Below are 23812 nucleotides of genomic sequence, written 5' to 3'. Positions count from 1 at the left end.
TCCGTCGTTCGCGAGTGGCGTACAGCGATCTGCGAACAGTCGGGTCCTGCGCAGGATGCTGCAACTAGCGTAGATGGCACAGGCTACAGGCGCGCTGAGAGGGCGATCGAGATGGCAGACAACGACCCCAATTCCGAGGACTTCCAGGAGTTCCTCCGTCGGATGATGGCGAACGGCGGCGCGGACTTCGACCTGAACGCGCTGCAGAACGCCCTCGGCGGTGCCGACGGCATCCCCTTGGATCCGGCGATGATGTCGCAGCTGATGGCACAGGTGCAGGGCGTGTTCGGCGGCGCCCCCTGGGAGAACACGCTTCGGCAGGCGCTGCACATCGCCAATCGCGATGGCCAGGGCATCACGGACGGCTCTCGCGGCTCGCTCGCCGATGCGTTCGGCCTGGCGAACCTCTGGCTCGGCGAGGCGACGACGATCTCGGAACTCGCCGAGTCGCCGCGCATCCTCACCCGCGGCGAATGGGTGGAGCAGACGCTGCCGGTGTGGAAGGACATCGCAGAACCGGTGTCGACGAGCATCGCCGATGCGCTGACTTCGGCGCTGGACGGCCAGGTGCCCGAGGACATGCGAGAGGTCGTGCAGGGCGCTGGGCGCCTGATGCGGGGTCTCGGCAGTTCGGTGTTCGCCGCGCAGTTCGGCCAGGTGCTGGGCAATCTGTCGCTCGAGGTCGTGTCCGGCGGCGACGTCGGCATCCCCGTGCTGCCGGCGGGGACCGCGGCGATCATCCCGCAGAACCTGACCGCGTTCGGCGAGGGACTCGAGATCCCCGAGGACCAGATCGCGCTGTATCTCGCGACCAGGGAGCTCGCCTACGCACGGCTGTACCGGCACGCCAAGTGGCTGCACCTGCACGTGATGAGCCAGATCACCGACTTCGCGCGCGGTGTCACGGTCGATGTGGAGGCGCTCGAGGACGTCGCCAGCCGTCTCGATCCCTCCAACCCCGAGGAGCTGCGCGCGGCGATCGAGGGCGGCGCGCTGCTGCCGGCGCAGACCGACGCTCAGCGCGAATCCCTGGCGCGCCTCGAGAACGTCATCGCGATGATCGACGGCTGGGTCGACGTGGTCACGGAGGAGGCGACCAGCCGCCTGCCGGACAGCGTGCGCATCGCCGAAGCCGCCCGTCGCCGGCGCGCGGTCGGCGGACCGGCCGAGGACGCACTCGGTGCCCTGGTCGGGCTCAAGCTGCGCCCGCGCCGTCTGCGCGAGGCGGCAGCCATGTGGCGGGCGGTCACGGATGCCGTGGGCGTCGCCGCCCGCGACAGCCTGTGGGACTACGCCGACTTCATGCCGGATGCCGCGGACATCGATGACCCGACCGCACTGATCGCCCGACTCCAGGCCACGGCGCGCGGCGAGGAGCCGCCGGCGGACGAGTTCGACGAGGCCCTGGCCCGTCTGCTCGACGGGGATGACTTCGGCAACGGGAGCGCCGAAAGCAAGGGCCCAGAAGGCAAGGGCGATGGCGAGAAGGGCCCTGACGGAGAGAAGGGCGATGGCGAGACTCCGGTCTGACCCGTCGACCTGCACACGAGTCGCCCTGCACATCGGTCGCGCGAGGCGGATTTGTCCACGGATCCGTCCTCGGCGCCCATGAGCGCTGACGGGGCGAGCAGAATCGGGGCATGCCGCGTTCGTCCCCCCTCCTGACGAGGATCGCCCCCGAGTTCGCGCCGCTGTGGCGTGATGGCGACACCCTGCAGTTCGGGGTCGCGGGAGACGTGCGCGTCCGCGTCGACCGCCCCTGGGTCGAGCGGCTCGTCTCGCGACTGTGCGAGGGGATCCCCCTCGCCTCGTTCGATGTCGCCGCCCATGCGCTCGGTGCGCCGCGCCGTGACGCACGAGACCTGCTGGACGCGCTGGCGCCGGTCCTGCGAACCGACGCTCCCCCGGCCCCGGCGGTGTGGGCCGAGAGTCTGAACATCGGCGACTCGCGCATCGGCGGCTGGATGCTCGACGCACTCGCCGACCTCGGCGTGCAGGAGGCGGCGCGCACGGATCCTGGAGCCGTCGGGATCCTGCTCGTGCACGGATCGGCGGCCGCCGCTCAGCTAAACGCCTACCAGCGCGAAGACATCGCGCACCTGCCCGTGGCGTTCGACTTCGGCGGCGTGAGCGTCGGCCCTCTCGTGGTCCCGGGCGAGACGCCGTGCCTGGCATGCCGCGACGGCCACGAGCGCGACCGCGACCCGGCGTGGCCGTTGCTGCACTGCCAGCTGGTCGGACGCACGGATTCGGCGATCCCCCATGCGCTCGTCGCGGAGACCGCGGGGATCGTCGAGCGTCTGCTGCGCGCCGATGCAGCGGAGTCGACCATGGTGCGCCTCAGCGCCGACGGGACCCGCCGGCGGAGTGCGGTGAGGTTTCACGCAGAATGCCGGTGCCGAGAGCAGTCGTTCCGATCTCTGCAAGGAACCGAGACGCAGAGCGCTCTCCTCGGCCCGCTGCCCGCGACCAGGACAGCGTGAGCGTGCGCCCGGCGCGCGTGATGCCGACGTAGGCGAGTCGCCGCTCCTCGTCGATCGCCTCGAAATCCTTGGCGTAGGAGATCGGCAGCGCCCCTTCGGCCCAGCCCGCGACGTGCACGTGGGGCCACTCCAGGCCCTTCGCCGCATGCAGCGTCGACAGCGTCACCGTGTGCAGCATCGGCTCGTGCTGGTCCTTCGCCCTCGCCATCAGCGCGTCGCTGAACGTCCGCAGCGTCGTCCCCGTCTCCGCCTCCTCGGCGAGCCGGAGGATCGCGCGCCGTGCCTCCCAGCCGTCGCGCTGCGCTCCCCCGGCTGTCGGCGGCTCGTCGGTCAGTCCGAGTTCGCGCAGGACCTTCTGCACGTTCGACAGGAAATCGCGCTCCGTGGGCGCCACGGCTGCCCCGCGGAGCGCTAGCACGGCCTGTCGCACCTCGGGCATGTCGAAGAAGCGGGTGCCGCCGAGCACGGTCGCCGGGATCCCCTCGGCGGCGAGCGCCTGCTGGATGACCGCTGATTGCGCGTGCGCCCGGTAGAGCACCGCGATGTCGGATGCCGGGATCCCCGACGCGATCCGCGCGGCGATCTGTGCGGCGATGCCGGCGGCCTCGGCAGTCTCCGAGTCGTAGGCGGTCACCGTCGGAGACTCGGCGGTGAGCGCCTCGCGCGCCGGGACGAGTTCGAGCGCACCGGGGCGTCCGCGCATCAGCGCATTGGCCGCGGCGAGGATCGGGGCCTGCGAGCGGTAGTTCGTCTCGAGTCTGACGAGCGTCGCGTCCGGGTGTCGGCGCTCGAACTCGAGCAGGTACCGCTGGTCGGCGCCCGCGAACGAGTAGATGGTCTGGCTGGCGTCGCCGACGACGCAGAGGTCGCGCCGGTCCCCCAGCCACAGCTCAAGCAGGCGGTTCTGCAGCGGCGAGACGTCCTGGTACTCATCGACGGTGAAGTGACGGTACTGCTCATGCACGGATGCCGCGACGCGGCTCTCGGCCTCCAGCATCCCTGCGCAGGCGAGCAGCACGTCCTCGAAGTCGAGCTGGTGCCGTTCGTCCTTGAGCGCCTCATAGCCGTGCTGGAGATCGACGAGCTGTTCGCCCGTCACCCCGCCGACCGTGCGCCCGAGCGCGGCGTGCTGGTCGATGCCGATCATCGAGACCTTGCGCCATTCGATCTCGCTGGCGAGGTCGCGCAGCGTGGCGCGGTCCAGCCGCAGTCGCAGCGCGTCGGCGGCCTGCCCGAGCACGCGCACCTTGTTGTCGACGATCTTCGGGGCGGGCGATCCGGTCAGCGTCGGCCAGAAGAAGTTCAACTGGGACAGTGCCGCGGCGTGGAACGTGCGGGCCGCGACGCCGACGGCGCCGAGCGCCCGCAGTCGTCCGCGCAGCTCGCCGGCGGCCTTGGAGGTGAACGTCACCGCCATCACGCGCGACGGCGAGTACGCGCCGGTGTCGACACCGTGCGCGATGCGGTGCGTGATGACCCTGGTCTTTCCGGTTCCCGCTCCGGCCAGCACGGCGACCGGCCCTCGGAGTACGGACGCGGCCTGTCGTTGCTGTTCGTCGAGCGCGTCCAAGGCGCTCACTGCGACGCGCTCCTCTCGAGCACTGCATCGCTCCTGCGCTCGTACCAGTCCACGATCAGGACACGGGCGATGGAGGCCGGTCCAGGCAGGCCCACAGGCCCCTCTCCCGCGAGCGCAGAGCCGATCTCGTCGCGCGTGAACCAGCGGACGTCGACAATCTCCTCGCCGTCGGGGCGGGCGGCGCGCTCCGACCCCGCCGTCGCGCGGAAGCCGACCATCAGGGAGCGCGGGTAGGGCCACGCCTGCGAGGCGACGTACCGCAACGAGGTCAGATGCACCCCGGCCTCCTCCTCGAGTTCACGATGCACGGTCTCCTCGAGCGACTCCCCTGCCTCGACGAACCCGGCGAAGCAGGAGTACATCCGTCCCTTCCACTGCGCGTTGGCGCCCAGCAGCAGCCGCTCGCCGTCCTCGCTCTGCACGGCGACGATCACCGCAGGGTCCGTGCGAGGGAACTGCTCGCGATCGCAGTCGGCGCACCAGCGCGACCAGCCGCTCTGGCGCAGCTCCAGCTCGCGCCCGCAGGTCGGGCAGAAGCGTGCATCCGTGAGCCAGCCGGCGAGCGCCATCGCCTCGACGAGGAGCTCCGTGTTCAGCTCATCCAGCATCCCGCCGGTCTCGCGCAGACTCAGCCAGGTCTCCGCCGGAGCGGCATCGATCGACTGCGCAGGCGGGTCGACGACGGCCAGCAGGATCGGAGTTCCGGATGCCCGTCGACCGAGCAGCGCCCACTGCGCCTCGCCCGCGTCCGAGGGCGTCGTCGTGACGAGGGCACCGTTCTCGACACGCGCACGTCCGGCCCGGACGACGATCACTTCGACCTCGTCGGACGCGCGCAGCGCGTCGAGGATGCCTGGCACGTCGCGCAGGTGCGCTGCACGATCCAGCAGCGCGCGACCGATGGTCATCGACTCCCTCTCTCCGGGCGTGGCGTGGGCGGATGGAACGCGCCTGCGACCTACCCTGGGGACATGGCACGCTCTGCATTCACTCTAGCGGCGGCGGTGACCGCCGCATTGCCCGGGGCAGAGGTCACGGGTGCTCGTGCGCTCAGCGCCGACGGCGACGGACGGTTCGATTCGGCCGTCGCCACACTCGCCGATGGCCGCGAACTCGCGATCCGCGTCGCGGATGCCGATGACACCGCCCGCGAACTCGCCGCGGAGGCCCTGGCGCTGCGCGCGCTGAGTCCCGGTGCGCGCGCGATCCTGCCGTTCGAAGCGCCGGAGTACATCGGCGAGACGCGGCTCGGCGAAGGCCGCGCACTGGTGACGGGACTCCTGGACGGGTTCCTCGTCGACGCCGCCGACGTCCCGGCCGGTCGAGGGGCCGCGGTATCGATGGGACGCGCGATCGCCGCCGTCCACGCACTTCCGGCCTCCATCGTGCGCACGGCCGGCCTTCCGGTCCGCTCCGCCGACGATGTACGGACCGAGATCCGACAGCTCGTAGACCGCGCGGCGGCCACCGGCCGCGTCCCTGCCCGCCTCACCGTCCGCTGGCGTGAGGCGGCGGACGACGACGATCTCTGGCGCTTCGAGTCAGCGGTCACGCTCGGCGCGCAGGCCGCATCGTTCCTGTTCACGGACGACCCGGTCGAGGGTCCGCAGGTCACCGGCGTCGTCGGCTGGCACGGCCTGTCCCTGAACGACCCCGCCGTGGATCTCGCGTGGCTCTCGTCGGCACCGGATGCCGCGGCCGATGTGCAGGCGGCGTACACCGCGGCATCCGACCGCGCACCGGATGCCGCGATCGGCGTTCGCGCCCGGCTGAACGCCGAACTCGAATTCGCCCGCTGGCTCGTGCACGGCGACGCGATGCGCCGCCCGGACATCGTCGACGACGCCGCAGCTCTACTCGAATCGCTCGCGGACGGGCTGCGTGCCGGAGACCTCGAAGTGATCGCGGAGCGCGGCGACGGCGTGGATTCGGCCCTCGCCGCTTTGGATCGCGTTCCGAATCGCACAGTCGCCGACATCGACACGTCGATGCAGACGGACGCCTACAACCCGGAGGATCTATGGCTGGAGACAGCCGAAGCCGAGCCCGTCGGCGATCCGCACGCCACGGCTGACCTCAGCGAACTCGCGGAATCGGACCTGCTGCCCCCGGACGCCCCCGAAAACGCGAACTCCCCCGAGAGCGCACAGAGCGACGCCGAGGACGAGGGCTCGGAGGACGAGGCTCAGCGCGCCGCGCGAGCCGCACTCCAGCGCTGGACCAGTTCCGCCTCCGAGTAGATCCGGTCGTCGCGGATGACGAGGTCGTCCGCGACGTAGTAGAGCGCCACGTCGATGTCCTCCAGGGGCACCCCGAATCGGCGGTGGTAGGCGAGCCGGTACAGGGCGAGCTGGAGCATCCGCTCGTCCCTCTCCGCCGCCGTACGCGGCGCCTTGCCGGTCTTCCAGTCGACGATCTCGATGCGGTCGCCTCGATCGGCGCGGCGGTACACGGCGTCGAGCTTGCAGATCACGATATGGCCGGACGCCGCATCCTCCGCCTCCTCGCCCGACTCTCCCTGAGACTGTCGAAGCGCGAAGTCGATCTCGATCTCGACGGCGATCGGCTGCAGGTCAGCCCACTCGCTGCGCTCGAAGATCTGCTGCAGCCTGGCCATGTCCGCCTGGTCCGCCGCCGACCCCTCGTGCACTTCCGGCGCCTCCTCATCCAGTTCCCACAACGCGGCATCCGGCGCACGACCCGCACCGACGAGACCGGAGCGGTGCTCGACCCAGGCGTGGAACACCGTCCCCAGCCGCGTCTGCCGGTACGGGCGCTCCGGCATGGGCCGGGCGAGCGATCGGACCGTCGAGGCGTAATCCGTCACGTAGTCCTTGAAGCGCGAGGCGGGTACGCGCGTCGGCGCATCGGCGACGGCGCCGTTCTGACGCGCGGCGCGCTCGATGAGCAGACGCGACAGCTCGTCCGTCGGCACAGGGCCCGGCTGCTGCTCGAGCGCAGTGCGCACGGCATCCGCCGCCGCCACCACGGCCGTTCGACGCGCACCGAGCGGATCCATCGGCCATCGGCTCGTCGTCCCAGGACCGTCGTACGGGTTCTCCTCCCCCGGCGCTCCTGGCAGCACGAGGCCGAGCACATCCAGCGCCTCGAGCAGGTACGGCGACGGCTCGCGCGGCGTCTTCTGCCCTGCCCAGTGCGAACCCGTCAGCAGCAGGTCAGTGCGGGCGCGCGTGACGGCCACGTAGGCGAGGCGGCGCTCCTCCTGCTTCTGGTAGTCGCGATACGCGTCCTTGAAGACGCTCAGGGCTCCCGGATTCGTCTTGCTCCGCCCGGTCAGCGATGCGACACCGGCCTTCTTCCGCTTGACGGGGTCGAGTTCCTCATCGACAGGGGGGACCCAGGTGAACGTCGGCAGCGCGGCCGCGTCACCGCGCAGCGCGAACGGCAGCACGCCGAAGCCGAACCACCCAGCCGTGTCTGAGGCCCGAGAGGGCAGCTCGTCGTTCACCAGCCGCACGACGGCGACGGCGTCCCACTCCAGCCCCTTCGATCCGTGGATCGTCAGCAGCTGCACGATGCCCGGCTCCGGTGGCTCCGGGCGCGGCATCAGCTCGTCCGTGCTCTCGGCCTTGTCGAGCCACGCGATCAGGCTGCCGATCGTGCCGCGGTGATCGGCGGCGAGGAACGCGCGCACCTCGTCGGAGAACGCGCGCAGCTGAGTCGCGGCGATCCGCGCCGGACCACGGGTCTCGTTCGCGGCCAACTCGATGTCGAGCCGCAGTTCGAGTTCGATCAGTCGGATGAGCTCGGGGATCGGCTGCGCGGACGCCCGGCGGAGCCGCTCCAGCATCTCGCCGGCCGCACGCAGTCGTGCGCGCCCGACCGGAGTGATCCTCTGGATGAGCCGATAGTCGTCGCGCAGCCCGCGTACGACGTCGACCGCGTCGATGATCGACACCGCTTCGTCCGCGCCGCGCGACGCCCTGATGCGCTGGCGGAGGTCGTCCGGCAGCGGGAGGAGGCCGCTGTCGCGCCTGGCGAGCTCACCGGCGAGGTCGTACAGCGCAGCCATGTCGGCCACCCCGACGCCGAAGCGCGGCCCCACCAGCAGGCGGATCAGGGAGGACCCGGCATTGGGGTCGTGGATGACCCGAAGCACCGAGACCACGTCGACGACTTCCGGCGTGGCGAGGAGTCCGCCCAGGCCAAGGATCCGGTGCGGGATGCCGCGACCGGCCAGCGCCGCGGCGAAAGTCTGCATGTGCCGTTTCGATCGGAACAGGATCGCGCCGGTGTGCGGTTTGGTTCCGGTGTGCGCGGCGCGACGATCGGCGAACCAATCGGCGACCTCGGCCGCCTCGTCGTCCACGGTGAGAGGGAAGCGGACCTCGACCTCACCTGCACCGGCGCCGGGGCGCGGTTCCAGCGGTGGCACGTCGAGCCCTGGTCGCTGAAGCGGACGCAGCACCCGGTTCGCGACATCGAGAATGCGCGCATCGTTGCGCCAGCTCGTCATGAGGCTGTACGTGCTCACCGCCGCCTCGTCGGCGAACGTGCGCGCGAACGCATAGAGGTTGTCGGCGCTCGCGCCGCGCCAGCCGTAGATCGACTGATGCGGATCCCCGACCGCCATCACGGCGGAATCGCGGAACAGGGCGGCGAGGAACCGGGTCTGGATGACGGAGGTGTCCTGGTACTCGTCGAGCAGCACCACGCGATGCTGCTCGCGCAGCTCGGCGCGCACATCAGGCGAGGATTCGACGATGTCGAAGGCTCCGGCGACCTGGTCGGCGAAATCCAGCACGCCGCGGTGCTGCTTCTCGGCGATGTACTCGCGCACCAGAACCGTCAGCGTCGGGAGCGCCTGCAGGTTGGTCGTCGCCTTGTCGATGTCGCCCGTGCCGCCGCTCGTGTACGGCGCGAACGCCTCGGCCTGTCGGATCGCGATCCGGTCGGCGCGGTCGAGGTCGGCGCGGTGGTCGAGCGCGTCGCCCGCGAGCCGCTGCACGGCGTCGACGACGCCGCCGACGGCGCGATCGATCTCTTCCAGACCGGGGAGCTCGGCCCGCATCACGATCTCGCGCGCGAGCATCCAGGAGGCCGCCTGGCTCAGCATCGCGACATCGGGATCGCGGCCGATCCTGGCCGCGTGCTCGCGCACGATCGAGTCCGCGAACGCGTTGTACGTCGACACCTTCGGTCGGATCAGCAGATCCTCCGCTGTGCGGGTGGATGCCGGGGTCCACCCCGTCTCGTAGCGGGCGGCGAGCTCGTCGAGCACCTGTCTGCGCACGGTCTCGCGCTGCGGTCCGGCCGTCGCGGCTTCCACGCGCTCCAGCGCTCCGGTCGCGACGATCTCCGCGAGGTGCGGAAGAAGGCCCCGTCGACCGTACTCGTCGATCAGCAGAAGCCGTGCGCCGATGCGCTCGGCCAGTTCGCCTGCGGCCTTGCGCGTGAACGTCAGCCCGAGGATCTCGTCACGGCGCACGTGGCCGTTGGCGACCAGCCACACGACCCGACCGGACATCGTCTCGGTCTTGCCGCTGCCGGCACCCGCGACGACGAGCGCCGGTGTCGCCGGTGCTTCGATCACCCGTTGCTGCGCGGGGGTCGGCGTCGGCAGGCCGAGGGCCGCGGCGATGTCCGTCGCCGAGATGCCGTGTCCGGCGCCCGACCAGCCGGTGGACGGCGTCATCGTCGACGAAAGCCCGTTCATGCGCTGACCGCCGGGACCGTGTGGATGCGACACGGCTGGACGCGCGCCCGCGTATCCGCGCAGTGCACCTCGACCTGCGCGGTGAAGCTGCTCGCCGACATCCCCCGTGCGGCGTCGGCGATGCGATTCAGGAACTCGTTCCGGCCGCCGGCATCCAGCGTGTGCTGATGCGCCACCCGGTAGTCGCTGCCCGACAGCGTCTTCGCGACGAGGACGAGGCGTGCTCCGGTCAGCGCCGCGGGATCCGCTCCCTCGATGAGTCCCTGCTGGACCGCGACCTGATACGCCGCGAGCTGGGCGTGGTCGACGACCTTCTGCTCGTTCTCCGGCTCGTACTTCCCGGTCTTCAGATCGACGACGACCACTCTTCCCGCCTCGGTGCCCGATGCCATGCGATCCCACTTCTGCCCGCGGGCCTTGGCGTGCTCGCCGCCGCCGGGCGGATACGCCTCGACGCGGTCGATGAAACCGTGCACCACGGCGCGGTGCGGTTGCGGCCCGTCTTCCTGGCCGCTCAATCCGGTCACCGCCGGCGTCGGGCGGCTCTCGCCATCTGTCGAGTGCGACTCGTCCTCCGCGATGTCGACCGCGAACCGGAACTCGACCTCGCTCGCCAGCGCGCTACCGCCCTCGGTCGCGACGTCCGCGAGGTACGAGTGCAGCCGCTCGATGTACTGGTCGGCACGGCGGCGCTCCTTGCGGCCGATCCACGCGGTCTCGAAATCCAGCTCCGGCCAGTGCTCGGCGAGGATCTCGCGCATCCTCTCCAGATCGCCGTCCGGCACCTTCTCCATCGCCTCGTGCACGATCGTGCCGATACCGGCCGACGGCGGGAGCACGGTGTCGCCGCCCAGCGCGGACACGACCCAGTTCAGCTCGCACTCCTCGAACGACTCCATCCGCGACGGCGACACCCGGGCCGCCTCGAGCGACAGGTCGTGCAGCGGTGCACTGGTCGACGCGGCCGCGACGCCGTACCACTCGTCCGGGTGCGCGCCGGCGACGGCTTCGCGCGCGAGGATCGAGAGCTGAGCGGCGGCCTCGTCGCGCACTCGCGGCGATGTCGACGTGGTGAGCGCTCGTCGGTGCCTCGCGACCAGCCCGCGCAGCGTGAGCGGATGCTCGGCGGACGGATGCAGCTCCGGCGCGTCCGGCTGCGGCAGGAAGGCGAAGAACCCGCTGGGCGTCAGATCGTCGTCGTCGACGGCGGTGATCAGAAGTCGCGCCCTGGCACGCGACACCGCGCGGACGAACAGTCGCAGCTCGTCGTGCAGTGCTGAGCGCCGCCGGTCCAGCACGCCTGGCGCCTGGTTCACCGCGCCGGTGCGGGCGGCGAGGACCGCGTCCGCGAGGCGCCAGGCGCCCAGCATCCCGCCCCGCAGCCGCACATTCGGCCAGACGCCGTCCTGCACGCCGGCGACGATGACGGCCGCGAACTCGGTGCCGAGCGCCGTCGCCGGTGTCAGCAGTGTGACCAGACCAGGACGATCCGGCGTCGAGAGCGTGTCCTCCGGCACCTCGCTGTCGAGGATGTCGTGGATGAACACGGAGGGTTCCTCCTCCGGCGAGCGCTCCACGAAGCGCTTGGCCGCGTCGAACAGCGCGACCAGGCTGTCGAGCGCTCGGGCGGTCTCCCCGCCGCCCGGCTGCTCGGCGGCCGCACGCCACGATCTCTCCAGCCGCGCACCGTCGAGACCGCGTGCGCGATCCCACACGCGCCAGAGCAGTTCGTGGATCGTCTCCCCGGCTGCCGCCGCGGCAGACACCTCACCGAGTGTCACCGCGAAACGATCGGCCGCCCGCGCTTCCGGAGCATCGATCCGATCCAGGTGCGCCGGATGCAGCATGGCCTGGCGCAGCAGCTCGCCCGCAGGGGTCGCCCCGCCATCGGCGAGTTCGAGGTGACGCAGTCGCGCCCGCAGCCGGCGGAGCCCGACAGCATCCATGCCGCCGAACGGGGTGCGCAGCGCCTCGGTCAGCGCTTCGGTCTCGCGCTCCTCTCGCGGTGTCAGCGCGAGCCGGACGACCCCGACGATGTCGCGGACGACGCCTTCGCTGCCCAGCGGACGCTGGACGCCGGCCGCGCGAGTCGGGACCTCGCGCGCGGCGAGCTCGGTCTCCAGGGCCGTCACCTGGCGGGTGTCGTGCGCGATGACGGCCATGTCGCTCCACGCGACGCCGTGCGAGAGGTGCCAGTCGCGCAGCACACCGGCGATCCGATCGAACTCCTCGTAGGGAGAGGACGCCACGAAGGTGGAGACCGTCGCCGCGGCATCCTCGGGGGTCGGATCCGGCGCCCGGCGATGCTCGACGCGACCGGCGGCGCCGATCGCCTGCGTCACCGTGCGTGTGAGCGCGGTGAGCGCCGGTTGCTGACGGTGCGGGATATCGAGCACGTGCACGTTCCCGAGCAGTGCAGCGAGCTCGTGGAACAGCTGCGGTGTCGCGCCGCGGAACGCTCCGGACGAGATGTCGGGGTCGCCGAACGCGTACACGGCGATGCCTCTGGCGCGCAGCGCCGCGACGAGTTCGATACCGCCGCGGGTGAGCTCCTGCGCGTCGTCGATCAGGACGATGCGCAGCGAAGCGAGGGGTCCGAGCGTCGTGGGGTCGGCTGAGCGCAGCAGGGTCGCCGCCTCGCTGACGAGATCGGGGATGTCGCGGTGCGCCGCCCGCATCCCGCCGAGCACCTGCCGGTAGTCGTGCAGGAAGCTGCCGACCGCGCGCCAGATCTCGTCGTCGAAGGTCCGCAGCTCCGCGGCGTCGACGCCCAGCTCCGTGCACTCGGCGAGGAACGCGCGCAGTTCGGAGCGGAATCCGGTGGACGCCCTCATGGCCTGGCTCACCTGCGCCGGCCACCGCGACATCTCGCCGTCGCATTCGTCCGCCGCATCGCCCTCGAGCATGTCCGCGATGATGCGGTCCTGGTCCGCCCCGGTGAGCAGCGCCGGCGGCTCATCGACGCCGGCGTGCACGATGGCGCCGCGCACCACCTGGAAGGCGAACGAGGCCAGCGACCGTGCGAGCGGCCCAGGGGTCGCCTGCCGCGTGCGGACGCCGATCGCATCGCGCAGCTGGGTCGCCGCCTGCCTGCTCGGCGTGAGCACGAGCAGCGCCTCCGGTGCCAGCCCGTGTGCGCCGAGTAGCGCGGTGACGCGCGAGACGAGCGCCTGCGTCTTGCCGGTTCCCGGGGCGCCGATCACGACGGCCGACGCATCAGCGGGCGCGGCGATCACGGCGTGCTGAGCGGCATCCTCGGTCATGCTCTCCACGGTAGCGGGGAGCGCCGACACACCTCACCGAGCGCTGTGCGCCGTGGGCGAAACCGGTCGCCGCGCCCGATCCGCGGCCGATCGTGCGCGGTAGAGTTGCCTGAGTCCCCGACCTCAAGGAGCACGCGTGGAAATTCGCATCGGCATCGTCAACACCGGCCGCGAGCTGAACTTCGAGACCGCCTCCGGCGCTGACGAGGTGCGCGCCCAGGTGGCCGCAGCCCTCGAGCAGAACGCGACGCACATCAGCTTCGTCGACGTGAAGGGCAGCTCCTACCTGGTGCCGACGGCGAACCTCGCGTACATCGAACTCGGCACCGAGGAATCGCGTCGCGTCGGCTTCTTCGCCTGACATGTACATCCTTCTCGCACTCGTCGCCGCGTGCGCACTGGGAATCGCGCTGCACTACCTGCTGCCTGCCCGTGACCTGCGCGGCGTCGTCGTGACGCCGGGCATCGCGACCGCTGCCGCTGCACTCATCTACACCGGGATGCAGTGGGCAGGCGTCGGCGAGGACAGCTTCTGGCTGTGGCTGGCCAGCATCGGCGGTTCGCTCGTGATCGCCGCGGTGGCGACGCTCGCGCTGTCGTCGGCGCGCACGCGTTCGGATGCCGCGAAGCGAGCCGCACTCGGCATCTGACCCCGAAGCCGTCAGGCGGCGAGGCCCATCGCATCCATGCGGCGGGCGTGCGCGCCCATCAGCTCGGTGTAGACCGGCTCGATGCGGTCCTCGTCGGCGACCAGACGCTCTGGACGCAAGGCCGAGCGCGCAACCAGCAGCGCGTCGCCGACGAGCCGGCGCGCCCACATCGACAGCAGCGATCGCCACTCGGCATCCGACTCGATCGTCGCGGTGAGGATCGACACGATCTCCTCGCTGTGGTCGTCCTGACGCAGGATCTGCGCCACCCGGCGTCCGGTCTCGCCGTAGCTGCCGGCGAGGGCGAGGTAGAAGTCGTCGAGCATTCCGGCCGTGATGTACACCGCCAGCAGTGTCTCGCGGGGCCGCGCGCCGATGGTCTTCCGGCGGAACGCGTCGAGATGCTCCTGGAACGGAAGCATCAGCTCGGTCGGGTCATCCCCGCGCTCGGCGATCACCTCGACGATGCCCCGGTGCTTGTCGAGGGCCGCTCCCGCGGCACGCGAGATCGCCTCCTTCTCGCTGAGCTCCGGCGTCGCACGGATCAGCCGGCTGAGCGTCTCGAAGTAGCCCAGCTGCAGATAGGCCGCCTGACCGAGGAAGCGCGCCTCTTCGGGGGCGAGTTCGGCGAAGTCGATGCGCGTCGCGCCGCTGTCGTCACCGCGGCTGCGCAGGGTGAGCGTGCGCCGCGGCGCCTTGCGCTGCCAGAACCACTGAACCATGGGCTTCACACTACCGGCGGCCACGGCATCCGCTCTATCGGCCGGAACGCGCCCCTCGGGTAGGCTGGACGCACGCCCTGCCATCGGAGCAGGGCCCCGCGCCTGTGGCACATGAGACGGCGTGGATCCGTAAATATGTGGCGCGCCCCGCGCACGGGCCGCCGGACAGGCAACATCACATCGTGACAACCTTCGCCGAACTCGGCATCGATCAGGACATCGTCGACGCTCTCGCCGCCAAGGGCATCGTGGACGCGTTCCCCATTCAGGAGCAGACCATCCCCCTCGGCCTGCCCGGCCAGGACATCATCGGCCAGGCCAAGACCGGAACCGGAAAGACCTTCGGCTTCGGCATCCCCGTCGTGCAGCGTCTGGGCGAGAACCCGGAGCCGGGCGTCAAGGCGCTCATCGTGGTGCCGACCCGCGAGCTCGCGGTCCAGGTGTACGAGGACATCGACCTGCTGACCAGCAACCGCTCGACCAGCGTGGTCGCCATCTACGGCGGCAAGGCGTACGAAGGGCAGATCGACCAGCTCAAGGCCGGCGCGCAGATCGTCGTCGGAACGCCTGGGCGACTCATCGACCTCGCCGGACAGCGCCTGCTCGACCTCTCCAACGCGACGGAGGTCGTGCTGGACGAGGCGGACAAGATGCTCGACCTCGGCTTCCTCGCCGACATCGAGAAGATCTTCCAGAAGGTCCCGGAGAAGCGCCACACGCAGCTCTTCTCGGCGACCATGCCCGGCCCGATCGTCGCGCTCGCGCGACGTTTCATGTCGAACCCGATCCACATCCGTGCGAACGATCCCGATGAGGGGTTGACGCAGGCGAACATCAAGCACCTCGTCTACCGCGCGCACTCGCTCGACAAGGACGAGGTCATCGCCCGCATCCTGCAGGCAGAGGGCCGCGGCAAGACCGTGATCTTCACCCGCACCAAGCGCGCGGCACAGCGCCTCGTCGACGAGCTCGGCGACCGTGGCTTCAACGTCGGCGGCGTGCACGGCGACATGGGGCAGGAGCAGCGCGAGCGCTCGATGGCCGCGTTCAAGGCGGGCAAGCGCGACGTGCTCGTCGCGACCGATGTCGCCGCTCGAGGCATCGACGTCGATGACGTGACGCATGTCATCAACCACACCATCCCCGACGAGGACAAGACGTACCTGCACCGCGCGGGCCGCACCGGACGCGCGGGCAAGACCGGCATCGCGGTCACGTTCGTCGACTGGGAGGACCTGCACAAGTGGGCTCTCATCAACCGCGCCCTGGAGTTCGGTCAGCCGGAGCCCGTCGAGACCTACTCGTCGAGTCCGCACCTGTACACCGACCTGAACATTCCGGAGGGCACGAAGGGCCGCCTGACCACGGCGCCCAAGACGCAGGCCGTCAAGACCCAGCGCCAGCGTCAGCCCGAGAAGGCAGCGGATGCCGCGGTCGAGGGCGCTTCGGAGGGCACGACCCGTCGCCGTCGCCGTCGCCGCACCGCGACGGAGCCGGTCGGCTCGACGTTCGCCGAGGGCGACGCCGCGCAGAGCGAGCACGGCTCGGCCGCACCCGCTGCGGACCGCAGCGCCGAGGGCGCGGGCACGCACGACGGCGCAGGCAAGGAGCACCACGACGGCAAGCCGGCTCCGGCACGTCGTCGCCGTCGCCGTCGCGGCGGCGCAGGTGGCGGTTCGGCGCCTCAGGCTCCGGCCGCCGGCGCCTGAGATTGTTCTTCCTCGAGGGGCGGATGCTTCGGCATCCGCCCCTCGTCGTCTGCGCGTGCGGTGTTGGCCGTCCGCTGCGTCGGGTACACCCAGGTGACCATCACGACCGAGATGATCATCAGCAGGAACCACGATCCGAGCTTGCTCGGCGAGACCGGCTGCCACATCTCGGCCTGGTCGGGGTACACCCAGGCGCCCGCCCAGGTTCCGATGTTCTCGGCGAGGTAGATGAACACCGCCACGCCGGCGAACACGACGAGCAGCGGCAGCCGCAGCGTCCGCCGCCACACCCTGGCGTGCATCACGGTGGGCATCCGCAGCGTCGGAGAGATCGCCGCCGTCGGGCCCGATCCCCACGATCCGTCCGACGGACGGGATTTCTCCGACGCTGGTGCGCTCAGGATGAGGGGTACCGCGGCTCGGCGCCCGTCGCGCGGTCGATGATGCGGGCCACCATCTCGTCGCTCGTCGTGTTCTCGCCCGGCACGTTCGGCTTGCCGGCACCGTGATAGTCACTCGATCCGGTGACGATGAGGTCGTGCTCGGCGGCGATCGCACGGAGCAGGCGCTTGCCGTCCTCGGTGTTCTCGCGGTGATCGATCTCGAATCCGCCGAGTCCCTCGGCGATCAGGCGCTCGATGAACGACACGGGCATCATCCGATCGCGCCCTGCCGTCACTGGGTGCGCGATGATCGCCACTCCCCCGGCCTGGGTGATGAGGCGCACGGCGGTCAGCGGGTCGGGCGCGTAGTGCGGTTCGTAGTACCCCTCGCGCGGATGCAGGATGCCGTCGAACGCCTCTGCACGGTCGCGCACGATGCCGCGGGCGACGAGGGCGTCGGCGATGTGCGGGCGGCCCACGGTGGCATCCCGCATCGTCTGCGCGAGCACGTCGTCCCAGTTGAGGTCGTAGTCGCGGCCGATGTTGCGCACGATCCGCTCGGCCCGACCGACGCGATCGCCACGGATGCGGTCGGTCTCGGCGGCGAGCGCCGGGTCGACGGGGTCGAAGAGGTAGCCGAGCACGTGGACGCTGCGCCACTCGTGCTTGGCGGAGAGCTCCATCCCCGGCAGGAACGTCATGTCCAGCGCCGCGGCGGCTCTGCCGGCCTCGTCCCATCCGGACGTCCGGTCGTGATCGGTCAGCGCGAGCGTGCGGATGCCGTGCAAGTGCGCCTGGCGGACCACCTCGGCCGGTGCCTGGGTGCCGTCGGAGTGGTTCGAATGCAGGTGCAGGTCACCGGGGCCCTCGAACCGCTGTGCGCTGCGCATCCTCCGAGCGTATCGCCCGCGCCACGGGTCGGGCGCGCCAGTGGTTTCACAGATCGCGCCCGTAGGCTGGTGGGCGATGTTCCGGGTACTGGGGATTCTGCTGACCGTGCTGTTCGCTATCGCGACGGCGGTCGTCGTGTGGCCCCAGTTCTTCCGTCTGGAGCAGACGTATCCGTTCGCGCAGCTCGTCGCCGTGCGCGGTGCGGTCGTGGTCGCTTTCGCCGCCATCGCGGTGATCGCGCTGCTGCTGCTGTTCGCGAAGCCGTTGCGCGGGTTCGCGACGTCCATCCTGATCGTCGCGATCATCGGAGCTGGCGCGTCGGCCGCCATCGGCGCCGTGCGCGGCTTCGGGGCTGACACGCTCCCGGCCAAGACCGAGGATGCCGTGCGGGTGCTCACCTGGAACACCGCAGGCGAGGCGATCACGGCGGACGACATCGCTGCCGAGATCCTCGCTCAGGATGCCGATATCGTGGCGCTTCCGGAGACCGCGGAGTCCGTCGGCGCCCGGATCGCGGTGATGCTGCGCGAGCAGGGGCACCCGATGTGGGTGCACCATGTGCAGTTCAACCCCGAGGTCGAACTCGGCCCGCAGGCGTGGCAGACCACGATCCTGATCTCGCCCGACCTCGGCGACTACTCGGTGATCCAGTCATCCGTCGACGGGACCAGCAACACCAGCTCGGTTCCGAGTGCGGTCGTCATGCCCGTGGACGGTCAGGGGCCGACGGTCGTCGCCGTTCATGCCGTCGCGCCGCGCCCCGAGGCCATGAACCGGTGGCAGAGCGACCTGGCGTGGATCGCTGATCAGTGCCCGCAGGGCGACTTCATCCTCGCGGGCGACTTCAACGCGACGATCGACCACATGGCGTCTCTCGGCATCGACGGCGGCGACATGGGCTACTGCCGGGATGCGGCGACGCGGACCGGCAACGGCGTCGTATCGACCTGGCCGGCATCCTTCCCCGAGCTGATCGGCGCACCGATCGACCACATCATGGCCAGCCCCAACTGGCAGCCGACCGGCTCCGTCGTGCTGGACGCCGACGGCAGCGACCACCGCGGACTGGTCGTGCAGCTCGAACCAGCCGCCTGACGCCTGAGCTCAGCGGTCGCGTCGGCGCTGGACGAGCACGTTGATCAGGCGCCAGCCGATCAGGAACACGGCGAGCGTCACCGCCGCCACGATGATGAACGCCCATGCCGTGCCCTGGCCGGAGAGCGCGCGCAGCGCCATCCCGCCGCCGAGCGTCACGAGCCAGATCAGGATGCCCGGGAGCACGCGCTCGGCAGGAACGCGGAACACGAGGGCCGCGGCGTGCGCGACGACGAGAGCGGCGAGGAACGGCCAGATCGTGCCGACGAGCCCCGGGATGTCGCCGAGGATCCCCTCGGCGTGCGAGAGGCGCCCGATGAGGCAGAACACGACGACGAGACCGGCATCGATGAGGATCGTCGTGGCGGGCGTCGGAGGCTGCGGCGTGCTGTCGGGGCTCACTCCCCCAGCCTACGCGGCGGCCCGGAGTGAGAGACTGGATGCATGAGCACCGGATCCAGCGACACGATCGCACAGGCCACCGAAGACGACGCGGCGAAGGCGCCCGTCACCAACCGCAAGCAGCCGTTCCCGCGCGGCTTCCTCGACACGATCTCGACCGGGTGGGCCGAGCGGCCTGAGTCGCTGCCGTCCGCTCGGGCCCAGGCGCCGTACGCCGCCGCGCGCCGCGCGAAGGTCTCGGCGGCCTTTCCTGGACAGCGCCTGGTGATCCCCGCCGGCTCTCTGAAGCAGCGCAGCAACGACACGGACTATCCGTTCCGCGCGCACTCCGCCTTCGCCCACCTGACCGGCTGGGCCGCGGATGCCGAGCCCGACTCCGTGCTCGTGTTCGATCCGACGGATGCCGGTCACGACGTGACCCTCTACTTCCGCGAGCGCGCGGATCGCACGACGACCGAGTTCTATGCGGATGCCACGGTCGGCGAGTTCTGGATCGGCCCCCGGCCCTCGCTCGACGGCGTCGCCGCCGACCTCGCGGTCGCGACGGACCATCTCGCCGCCTTCGTCCCCGCCACCGATGATGTGACGCTCGAGGATGCCGGGCTGGCGCAGTTCGTCTCGGAGCTGCGCCTCGTGAAGGACGAGTTCGAGATCGCCGAGATGCGCCGCGCGGTCGACATCACGGCGCAGGGCTTCGACGACATCATCCGCGCGCTCCCCGACGCCGCGCGCCACGCACGCGGCGAGCGCGTCGTGGAGGGCGTGTTCCACCGCCGTGCCCGCGAGGACGGCAACGGCGAGGGCTACGACACGATCGCGGCATCCGGACCGCACGCCTGCTACCTGCACTGGACGCGCAACGACGGAACAGTCACCCAGGGGGATCTGATCCTGGTGGATGCCGGTGTCGAGGCCGACAGCCTCTACACCGCAGACATCACGCGCACCCTGCCGGTGAACGGCACGTTCTCCGAGGTGCAGCGCCGGGTCTACGAGACGGTCCGCGAGGCCGCGGATGCCGCGTTCGCCGCCGCGAAGGTCGGCGTGCCGTTCCGCACGGTGCACGAGGCCGCGATGCAGGTCATCGCCACGCGCGTCGCCGAGTGGGGCGTGCTCCCCGTCACAGCCGAAGAGGCGCTCGACGCGGATGCCGGAGGCCAGCACCGCCGCTACATGGTGCACGGCACCTCGCATCATCTCGGAATCGACGTGCACGACTGCGCGCAGGCACGCCGCGAGATGTACTACGACGGCATCCTCGAGCCCGGCATGGTCTTCACGATCGAGCCGGGGCTGTACTTCCAGATCGATGACCTGACCGTGCCGGAGGAGCTCCGCGGGATCGGCGTGCGCATCGAGGACGACATCGTCATGACAGCCGACGGGCCGGAGAACCTCTCCGCCGGCATCCCGCGCACCGCCGACGAGGTCGAGGCCTGGATCGCGCGCGTCCAGGCGTGACGCTCGCTGCATCGCCGACGCGGCTCGGCACGTCGGCGATGCCATGCCGCGTCGGCAGGGGCACGGCCACTCAGTAGCGCGCCGAGAACCCGCCGTCGGCGTGCAGCAGCTGCCCGGAGACCCACCGGCCCTCCGGCGAGAGCAGGAACGACACGAACGCCGCGATGTCAGCCGGCGTCCCGATCCGCCCGAGCGGGTGCGCCGGCGCGAGCGAGTCCGCGAATCCCTCCGGCATCCATCCGGTGTCGATCGGACCAGGGTTGAGCGCGTTCGCGGAGATGCCGAGCGGGCCGAGCTCGCGCGCGGCCGAGATCACCAGGCGGTCCAGCGCTCCCTTGGATGCCCCGTATGGCAGGTTCCCCGTGGTGTGATCGCTCGTGAGGGCGACCACGGATCCCCCGGCATCCGGAATCTGCCTGGCGAAGGCGGCGATCAGCAGCAGGCTGGCGCGCGCGTTGATCGCGACATGCCGGTCGAAGCTCGCCGCCGTCGTGTCGAGGATGCCGGATTCGACGTCGTGCGCATGCGAGAGCACGAGCGCCGAGATCGGACCGCGCTCGCGCGCCACGGCCGCGATGAGCTCATCCGGTCCTTCGGGGGTCGCGAGATCACACGGAAAGTCGGCATCCGACAGGTCGCTCGTGGCGACCTCCCAACCGTCCGCGCGCAGGCGGGGGACGATCCCGGCGGCGATGCTGTCGGCGCGCGCGGCGCCGGTGACGAGAGCGAGGGGCATGCCGGTCAGACTAGCGCGAGGCGACGATCTCGACCTTGAACCCGGCGGCGTTCTCGAGCCACCCCGCGTAGTGGTCCGGTCCGCCCGCACGCGGATACCGATCCGGATACAGCGACGTCCAGCCATGCGATGCGGCGTCCGCCATGACCGTGTCGACCTCGGCCGGAGTCCCGCCGTGGAACGCCAGATGGTTCACGCCCGGGCGGCGTCGATCGTGCGCGTCCGCGGACAGGTTCGGCGAGGTCGTCAGAGTCAGGTAGGCGCCGCCGGCGGACCATGACATCCCGTCCGACCACTCCTGTTCGAGCTCGAACCCCAGGGACGTCAACAGCCACCGCCATGCGTCGTCCTCTGCGCGGTCGGCGACCCAGACCTCGACATGATGGAAACCCGTCACGACTGGCTCCCCCGGTAGACGGCGGTGCGCAGCTCGACCGCCCACACACCCCGTTCCGGCATCTCGAGGGCCTCGGCCACCGCGATCTCCGCCTCGACGTCGTACGGCACCCGCACGAACTGGATGCCGAAGGGCGCGGGCTGCTCGGCATCCAGAACACCCTCAAGGATGACGTAGGACGGCTGCGGCACATCCAGCGGATTGCCGACGCTGCCGACGTTGAACAGCGTCCTGCTGTCGAGGGACTCGATGTACGCGTCGTGGATGTCGGCGTAACCGACGACATCCGGCGCCGGCCCGTCACCCGTCATCGATGTGTTCTCGAACATGCCGGCGAACTGCTCAGGCGTGTGGTGGAAATGCACCCGGATGTGCGGGCTCTCCGCCGACGCGTGGAACAGGCGGATGCGCCGTCCGCTCATGACGAGGTCGTGGCTCAGCGGCAGGGAGCCGAGCCACTGCCTGCTCTCGGGAGATAGCTCGTGATGCCACCACTCCAATCCCTCGCCCTCGCCCGGCCGGATGCCGGGCAGGAAGTCGTCCCAGTTCCCGCGTACGTTGACCTCGCACGCCTCGCGGCAGCGCTGCACCGCCGCCTCGCCACGCGGCCCCTTGCCGGCGGTGTCGCCCAGGTTGAACACCCGATGGATGCCGCGACCCGCGATGTCGGCCAGCACGGCGTCGAGCGCCGTCATGTTGCCGTGGACGTCGGAGATGAGGGCGATGCGTTCGAGGCTCACCCGACCATCGTGGCAGAGGTCAGCGCGTGGCCGAGAGGAACCCGATCACGAGGGGCGCGACCGAAGCGCCGATCACGTCCGCCGTGCGCTTGTTCCCCTTGACCTCGTACGAGTGTCCGCCGCCCTCGATCCATTCGACGCGGGCGTCCTGGCACGTCGCAACGGCCCGCTCGAACTGCTCCAGCGGCTGGATGAACGGATCGTTCGTGCCCTCCACGAACAGCTGCGGCGCCGTGATCGCCGGCAGGTGCTCGACCCGCGGCTTCTCGGGCCGGCCCGGCGGATGCAGCGGATAAGCGAGGTACACGAGCCCCGCGACATCCATGCCGTCGGCTGCGGCCATCGAGGCCATCCGCCCGCCGTACGACCGGCCGGCCGCCCACACCGGTCCGTCCACGCGCGAGCGCACCGCGGCCAGGACCGCGTGCCAGGTCGCGATCGCGTGCGCCGCCGGACCGGGCATGCGGCGTTCCTGCGCGCGGTACGGGAAGTCGAAGCGCACCACCCTGACGCCCTGCTCATTCAGCGCCGCGGCGAGGCCGACGAGGAACGGATGCTCTCGGCCGGTGCCCGCTCCGTGCGCGAGGATCACGGTATCGCCGGCTGGCGCGTCGGGCTCTGACCAGGACGCCGGGATCGTCACGGTGCCGGCGGGCAGACCCACGTCGACGAGCAGCGACTCCTCGGTCATGGCTCAGTCGGCCGAGGGCTTCTCGTCGCGGCGCTCGGTCGCGGCGTCGGTCGACTCGGTCGACTCGCTCGACTCGCTCGAACCGCTCGAACCGCTCGAACCGCTCGAATCGGTCGGCTCTACCGGCGCGGTCGACGCGTCGGACTCGGTCGACGCGTCGCCCTCCGGCGCGGGAGCCGGCGAGGGCTTAACCGGCTTCTGCGGAGCCGTCGGCGCTGTCCCGGCGTCCGCGATCCGCTCGCCGTACTGCGGCCGGGGGTCGGCCGGACGCGGCGGGATGACGGGACCCTCGCCCGTCGTCGATGCGGCGTTCGACGCCGCAACCGGGCTCGCGGGAGCCGTCTTGCCCGGCGTCACCCGCTCCCCGTAGCGCGGGGGCTCATCGAGGTCGACCGGCGGCCGGGTCGCGGCCGGACGCTGCGGGCCCAGCACGTTCCGCGCCTTCGCGAGGGATGCCGGCAGCACCGTGACGTCGTAGTGATCGGCGACCATCTGCGTGACGCTCGCGAAGTCACGGCGACGACGCACGATGGCGAACGTGACGAGGCTGAGCAGCATGCCGATCGCGACGCCGATGAACAGGTAGGCGACGAACAGCTGGATCGGGGCATCCGGTGTACCCAGAACGAGGATCGCCGACAGGATGAGTCCGATCAGCAGGCCGTTGATCGCGCCGGAGCGCGCCGCCGTGGCGTAGCCGAGGCGACCGGTGATCTTCTCGACCGTCCGCACCCCCTGGCCGACGATCGCGATGTCGCGTGCCGGCACCTCTCCGGCGATGAGCTGAGACACCGTCTTCTGCGCTCGTTCGTACTCGCGCATCGAGGCGACGGTCTCACCGATGTCGGCACCGTCGGCAGGGCGGTTCAGCATGCTCATCCGTCCATTCTTCCACGCATGCCGATGACGGTGCCGAAGGCCCCGTTCGCCGGC

Annotated in this window: 20 protein-coding genes; 7 read left to right on the top strand and 13 right to left on the bottom strand. The window is 70.8% G+C overall.

Annotated features, from left to right (window positions below; all coding sequences use genetic code 11):
• The first annotated feature begins 111 nt into the window (after positions 1-111).
• Complete coding sequence (locus ACWAT3_RS13865; RefSeq protein WP_460799328.1) at positions 112-1530, top strand: zinc-dependent metalloprotease; 1419 nt, start codon at positions 112-114, stop codon at positions 1528-1530.
• A gap of 810 nt (positions 1531-2340) precedes the next feature.
• Here the strand turns inward: ACWAT3_RS13865 and ACWAT3_RS13860 are convergent.
• Together ACWAT3_RS13860 and nudC are read right to left on the bottom strand one after the other, a co-directional pair.
• Positions 2341-4062, bottom strand: a complete 1722-nt coding sequence (locus tag ACWAT3_RS13860) for an ATP-dependent helicase (protein WP_460799326.1) — start codon at positions 4060-4062, stop codon at positions 2341-2343.
• Positions 4059-4970: an NAD(+) diphosphatase gene (nudC, locus tag ACWAT3_RS13855; protein ID WP_460799324.1), complete on the bottom strand. Its 912-nt coding sequence runs from the start codon at positions 4968-4970 to the stop codon at positions 4059-4061. The genes ACWAT3_RS13860 and nudC overlap by 4 nt, the downstream gene beginning before the upstream one ends.
• Positions 4971-5033: 63 nt before the next feature.
• Between nudC and ACWAT3_RS13850 the strand changes: the two genes are divergently transcribed.
• Complete coding sequence (locus tag ACWAT3_RS13850) at positions 5034-6302, top strand: protein kinase family protein (RefSeq protein ID WP_460799322.1); 1269 nt, start codon at positions 5034-5036, stop codon at positions 6300-6302.
• Here the strand turns inward: ACWAT3_RS13850 and ACWAT3_RS13845 are convergent.
• Positions 6248-9739, bottom strand: a complete 3492-nt coding sequence (locus ACWAT3_RS13845) for an ATP-dependent helicase (RefSeq protein ID WP_460799320.1) — start codon at positions 9737-9739, stop codon at positions 6248-6250. The two genes, ACWAT3_RS13850 and ACWAT3_RS13845, sit on opposite strands and share 55 nt — an antisense overlap.
• On the bottom strand, positions 9736-13002 hold the full coding sequence (locus ACWAT3_RS13840; RefSeq protein ID WP_460799318.1) for an ATP-dependent helicase: 3267 nt from the start codon (positions 13000-13002) through the stop codon (positions 9736-9738). The genes ACWAT3_RS13845 and ACWAT3_RS13840 overlap by 4 nt, the downstream gene beginning before the upstream one ends.
• Positions 13003-13138: 136 nt before the next feature.
• On the opposite strand from ACWAT3_RS13840, the gene ACWAT3_RS13835 reads away from it, so the two are divergent.
• Together ACWAT3_RS13835 and ACWAT3_RS13830 are read left to right on the top strand one after the other, a co-directional pair.
• Entirely contained in the window at positions 13139-13363 is a 225-nt protein-coding gene (locus ACWAT3_RS13835) for a DUF3107 domain-containing protein (protein ID WP_460799316.1), read from the top strand.
• Between the two features lies 1 nt (position 13364).
• Positions 13365-13652, top strand: a complete 288-nt coding sequence (locus tag ACWAT3_RS13830; RefSeq protein WP_460799314.1) for a hypothetical protein — start codon at positions 13365-13367, stop codon at positions 13650-13652.
• An 11-nt stretch (positions 13653-13663) separates the two neighbouring features.
• Here ACWAT3_RS13830 and ACWAT3_RS13825 read toward each other — a convergent pair whose 3' ends face one another.
• Positions 13664-14374, bottom strand: coding sequence for a ferritin-like fold-containing protein (locus tag ACWAT3_RS13825; protein WP_460799312.1), 711 nt, complete (start codon positions 14372-14374; stop codon positions 13664-13666).
• A gap of 182 nt (positions 14375-14556) precedes the next feature.
• Between ACWAT3_RS13825 and ACWAT3_RS13820 the strand changes: the two genes are divergently transcribed.
• Positions 14557-16083, top strand: coding sequence for a DEAD/DEAH box helicase (locus ACWAT3_RS13820; protein ID WP_460799311.1), 1527 nt, complete (start codon positions 14557-14559; stop codon positions 16081-16083).
• On the opposite strand, the gene ACWAT3_RS13815 is transcribed toward ACWAT3_RS13820, so the two are convergent.
• The gene (locus tag ACWAT3_RS13815; protein WP_460799310.1) at positions 16059-16397 is read right to left on the bottom strand and encodes a DUF817 family protein; all 339 of its coding nucleotides are present in this window, start codon (positions 16395-16397) and stop codon (positions 16059-16061) included. The two genes, ACWAT3_RS13820 and ACWAT3_RS13815, sit on opposite strands and share 25 nt — an antisense overlap.
• An 83-nt stretch (positions 16398-16480) precedes the next feature.
• Positions 16481-17356 carry a PHP domain-containing protein gene (locus ACWAT3_RS13810; RefSeq protein ID WP_460799308.1) on the bottom strand — a complete coding sequence of 292 codons (876 nt, stop codon included), beginning with the start codon at positions 17354-17356 and terminating at the stop codon, positions 16481-16483.
• 76 nt (positions 17357-17432) lie between these two features.
• Between ACWAT3_RS13810 and ACWAT3_RS13805 the strand changes: the two genes are divergently transcribed.
• On the top strand, positions 17433-18452 hold the full coding sequence (locus ACWAT3_RS13805; protein WP_460799306.1) for an endonuclease/exonuclease/phosphatase family protein: 1020 nt from the start codon (positions 17433-17435) through the stop codon (positions 18450-18452).
• Positions 18453-18461: 9 nt separating this feature from the next.
• Here ACWAT3_RS13805 and ACWAT3_RS13800 read toward each other — a convergent pair whose 3' ends face one another.
• Positions 18462-18854: a DUF3054 domain-containing protein gene (locus ACWAT3_RS13800; RefSeq protein WP_460799304.1), complete on the bottom strand. Its 393-nt coding sequence runs from the start codon at positions 18852-18854 to the stop codon at positions 18462-18464.
• A 42-nt stretch (positions 18855-18896) separates the two neighbouring features.
• Here ACWAT3_RS13800 and ACWAT3_RS13795 point away from each other — a divergent pair, with 42 nt between their 5' ends.
• A complete protein-coding gene (locus ACWAT3_RS13795) occupies positions 18897-20315 on the top strand; it encodes an aminopeptidase P family protein (RefSeq protein WP_460799302.1) in 1419 nt (472 codons plus the stop codon).
• Positions 20316-20385: 70 nt separating this feature from the next.
• Here the strand turns inward: ACWAT3_RS13795 and ACWAT3_RS13790 are convergent, their stop codons facing one another.
• Genes ACWAT3_RS13790 through ACWAT3_RS13770 form a run of 5 tightly spaced genes read right to left on the bottom strand, consistent with a single transcriptional unit; the run spans position 20386 to position 23758 of the window.
• Entirely contained in the window at positions 20386-21051 is a 666-nt protein-coding gene (locus tag ACWAT3_RS13790; RefSeq protein ID WP_460799300.1) for an SDR family oxidoreductase, read from the bottom strand.
• Between the two features lie 10 nt (positions 21052-21061).
• Positions 21062-21448: a VOC family protein gene (locus ACWAT3_RS13785; RefSeq protein WP_460799298.1), complete on the bottom strand. Its 387-nt coding sequence runs from the start codon at positions 21446-21448 to the stop codon at positions 21062-21064.
• Entirely contained in the window at positions 21445-22188 is a 744-nt protein-coding gene (locus ACWAT3_RS13780) for a metallophosphoesterase family protein (protein ID WP_460799296.1), read from the bottom strand. The genes ACWAT3_RS13785 and ACWAT3_RS13780 overlap by 4 nt, the downstream gene beginning before the upstream one ends.
• A gap of 19 nt (positions 22189-22207) precedes the next feature.
• Positions 22208-22879: an alpha/beta hydrolase family protein gene (locus tag ACWAT3_RS13775; RefSeq protein WP_460799294.1), complete on the bottom strand. Its 672-nt coding sequence runs from the start codon at positions 22877-22879 to the stop codon at positions 22208-22210.
• 3 nt (positions 22880-22882) lie between these two features.
• Positions 22883-23758: a YflT domain-containing protein gene (locus ACWAT3_RS13770; RefSeq protein WP_460799293.1), complete on the bottom strand. Its 876-nt coding sequence runs from the start codon at positions 23756-23758 to the stop codon at positions 22883-22885.
• Positions 23759-23812 lie beyond the last annotated feature (54 nt).

The sequence above is a fragment of the Microbacterium sp. GXF0217 genome, assembly GCF_054798195.1.
The sequence above is the reverse complement of the archived record's forward strand: the minus strand, read 5'-3'. Positions and strand labels throughout refer to the sequence as shown.

Coding starts and splice junctions, on each gene's coding strand:
- ACWAT3_RS13805 (WP_460799306.1), top strand. CDS start 17,433: ATGTTCCGGGTACTGGGGATTCTGCTGACCGTGCTGTTCGCTATCGCG.
- ACWAT3_RS13775 (WP_460799294.1), bottom strand. CDS start 22,879: ATGACCGAGGAGTCGCTGCTCGTCGACGTGGGTCTGCCCGCCGGCACC.
- ACWAT3_RS13790 (WP_460799300.1), bottom strand. CDS start 21,051: ATGCCCCTCGCTCTCGTCACCGGCGCCGCGCGCGCCGACAGCATCGCC.
- ACWAT3_RS13830 (WP_460799314.1), top strand. CDS start 13,365: ATGTACATCCTTCTCGCACTCGTCGCCGCGTGCGCACTGGGAATCGCG.
- ACWAT3_RS13825 (WP_460799312.1), bottom strand. CDS start 14,374: ATGGTTCAGTGGTTCTGGCAGCGCAAGGCGCCGCGGCGCACGCTCACC.
- ACWAT3_RS13795 (WP_460799302.1), top strand. CDS start 18,897: ATGAGCACCGGATCCAGCGACACGATCGCACAGGCCACCGAAGACGAC.
- ACWAT3_RS13815 (WP_460799310.1), bottom strand. CDS start 16,397: ATGCCCACCGTGATGCACGCCAGGGTGTGGCGGCGGACGCTGCGGCTG.
- ACWAT3_RS13845 (WP_460799320.1), bottom strand. CDS start 9,739: ATGAACGGGCTTTCGTCGACGATGACGCCGTCCACCGGCTGGTCGGGC.
- ACWAT3_RS13810 (WP_460799308.1), bottom strand. CDS start 17,356: ATGCGCAGCGCACAGCGGTTCGAGGGCCCCGGTGACCTGCACCTGCAT.
- ACWAT3_RS13840 (WP_460799318.1), bottom strand. CDS start 13,002: ATGACCGAGGATGCCGCTCAGCACGCCGTGATCGCCGCGCCCGCTGAT.
- ACWAT3_RS13850 (WP_460799322.1), top strand. CDS start 5,034: ATGGCACGCTCTGCATTCACTCTAGCGGCGGCGGTGACCGCCGCATTG.
- nudC (WP_460799324.1), bottom strand. CDS start 4,970: ATGACCATCGGTCGCGCGCTGCTGGATCGTGCAGCGCACCTGCGCGAC.
- ACWAT3_RS13865 (WP_460799328.1), top strand. CDS start 112: ATGGCAGACAACGACCCCAATTCCGAGGACTTCCAGGAGTTCCTCCGT.
- ACWAT3_RS13770 (WP_460799293.1), bottom strand. CDS start 23,758: ATGAGCATGCTGAACCGCCCTGCCGACGGTGCCGACATCGGTGAGACC.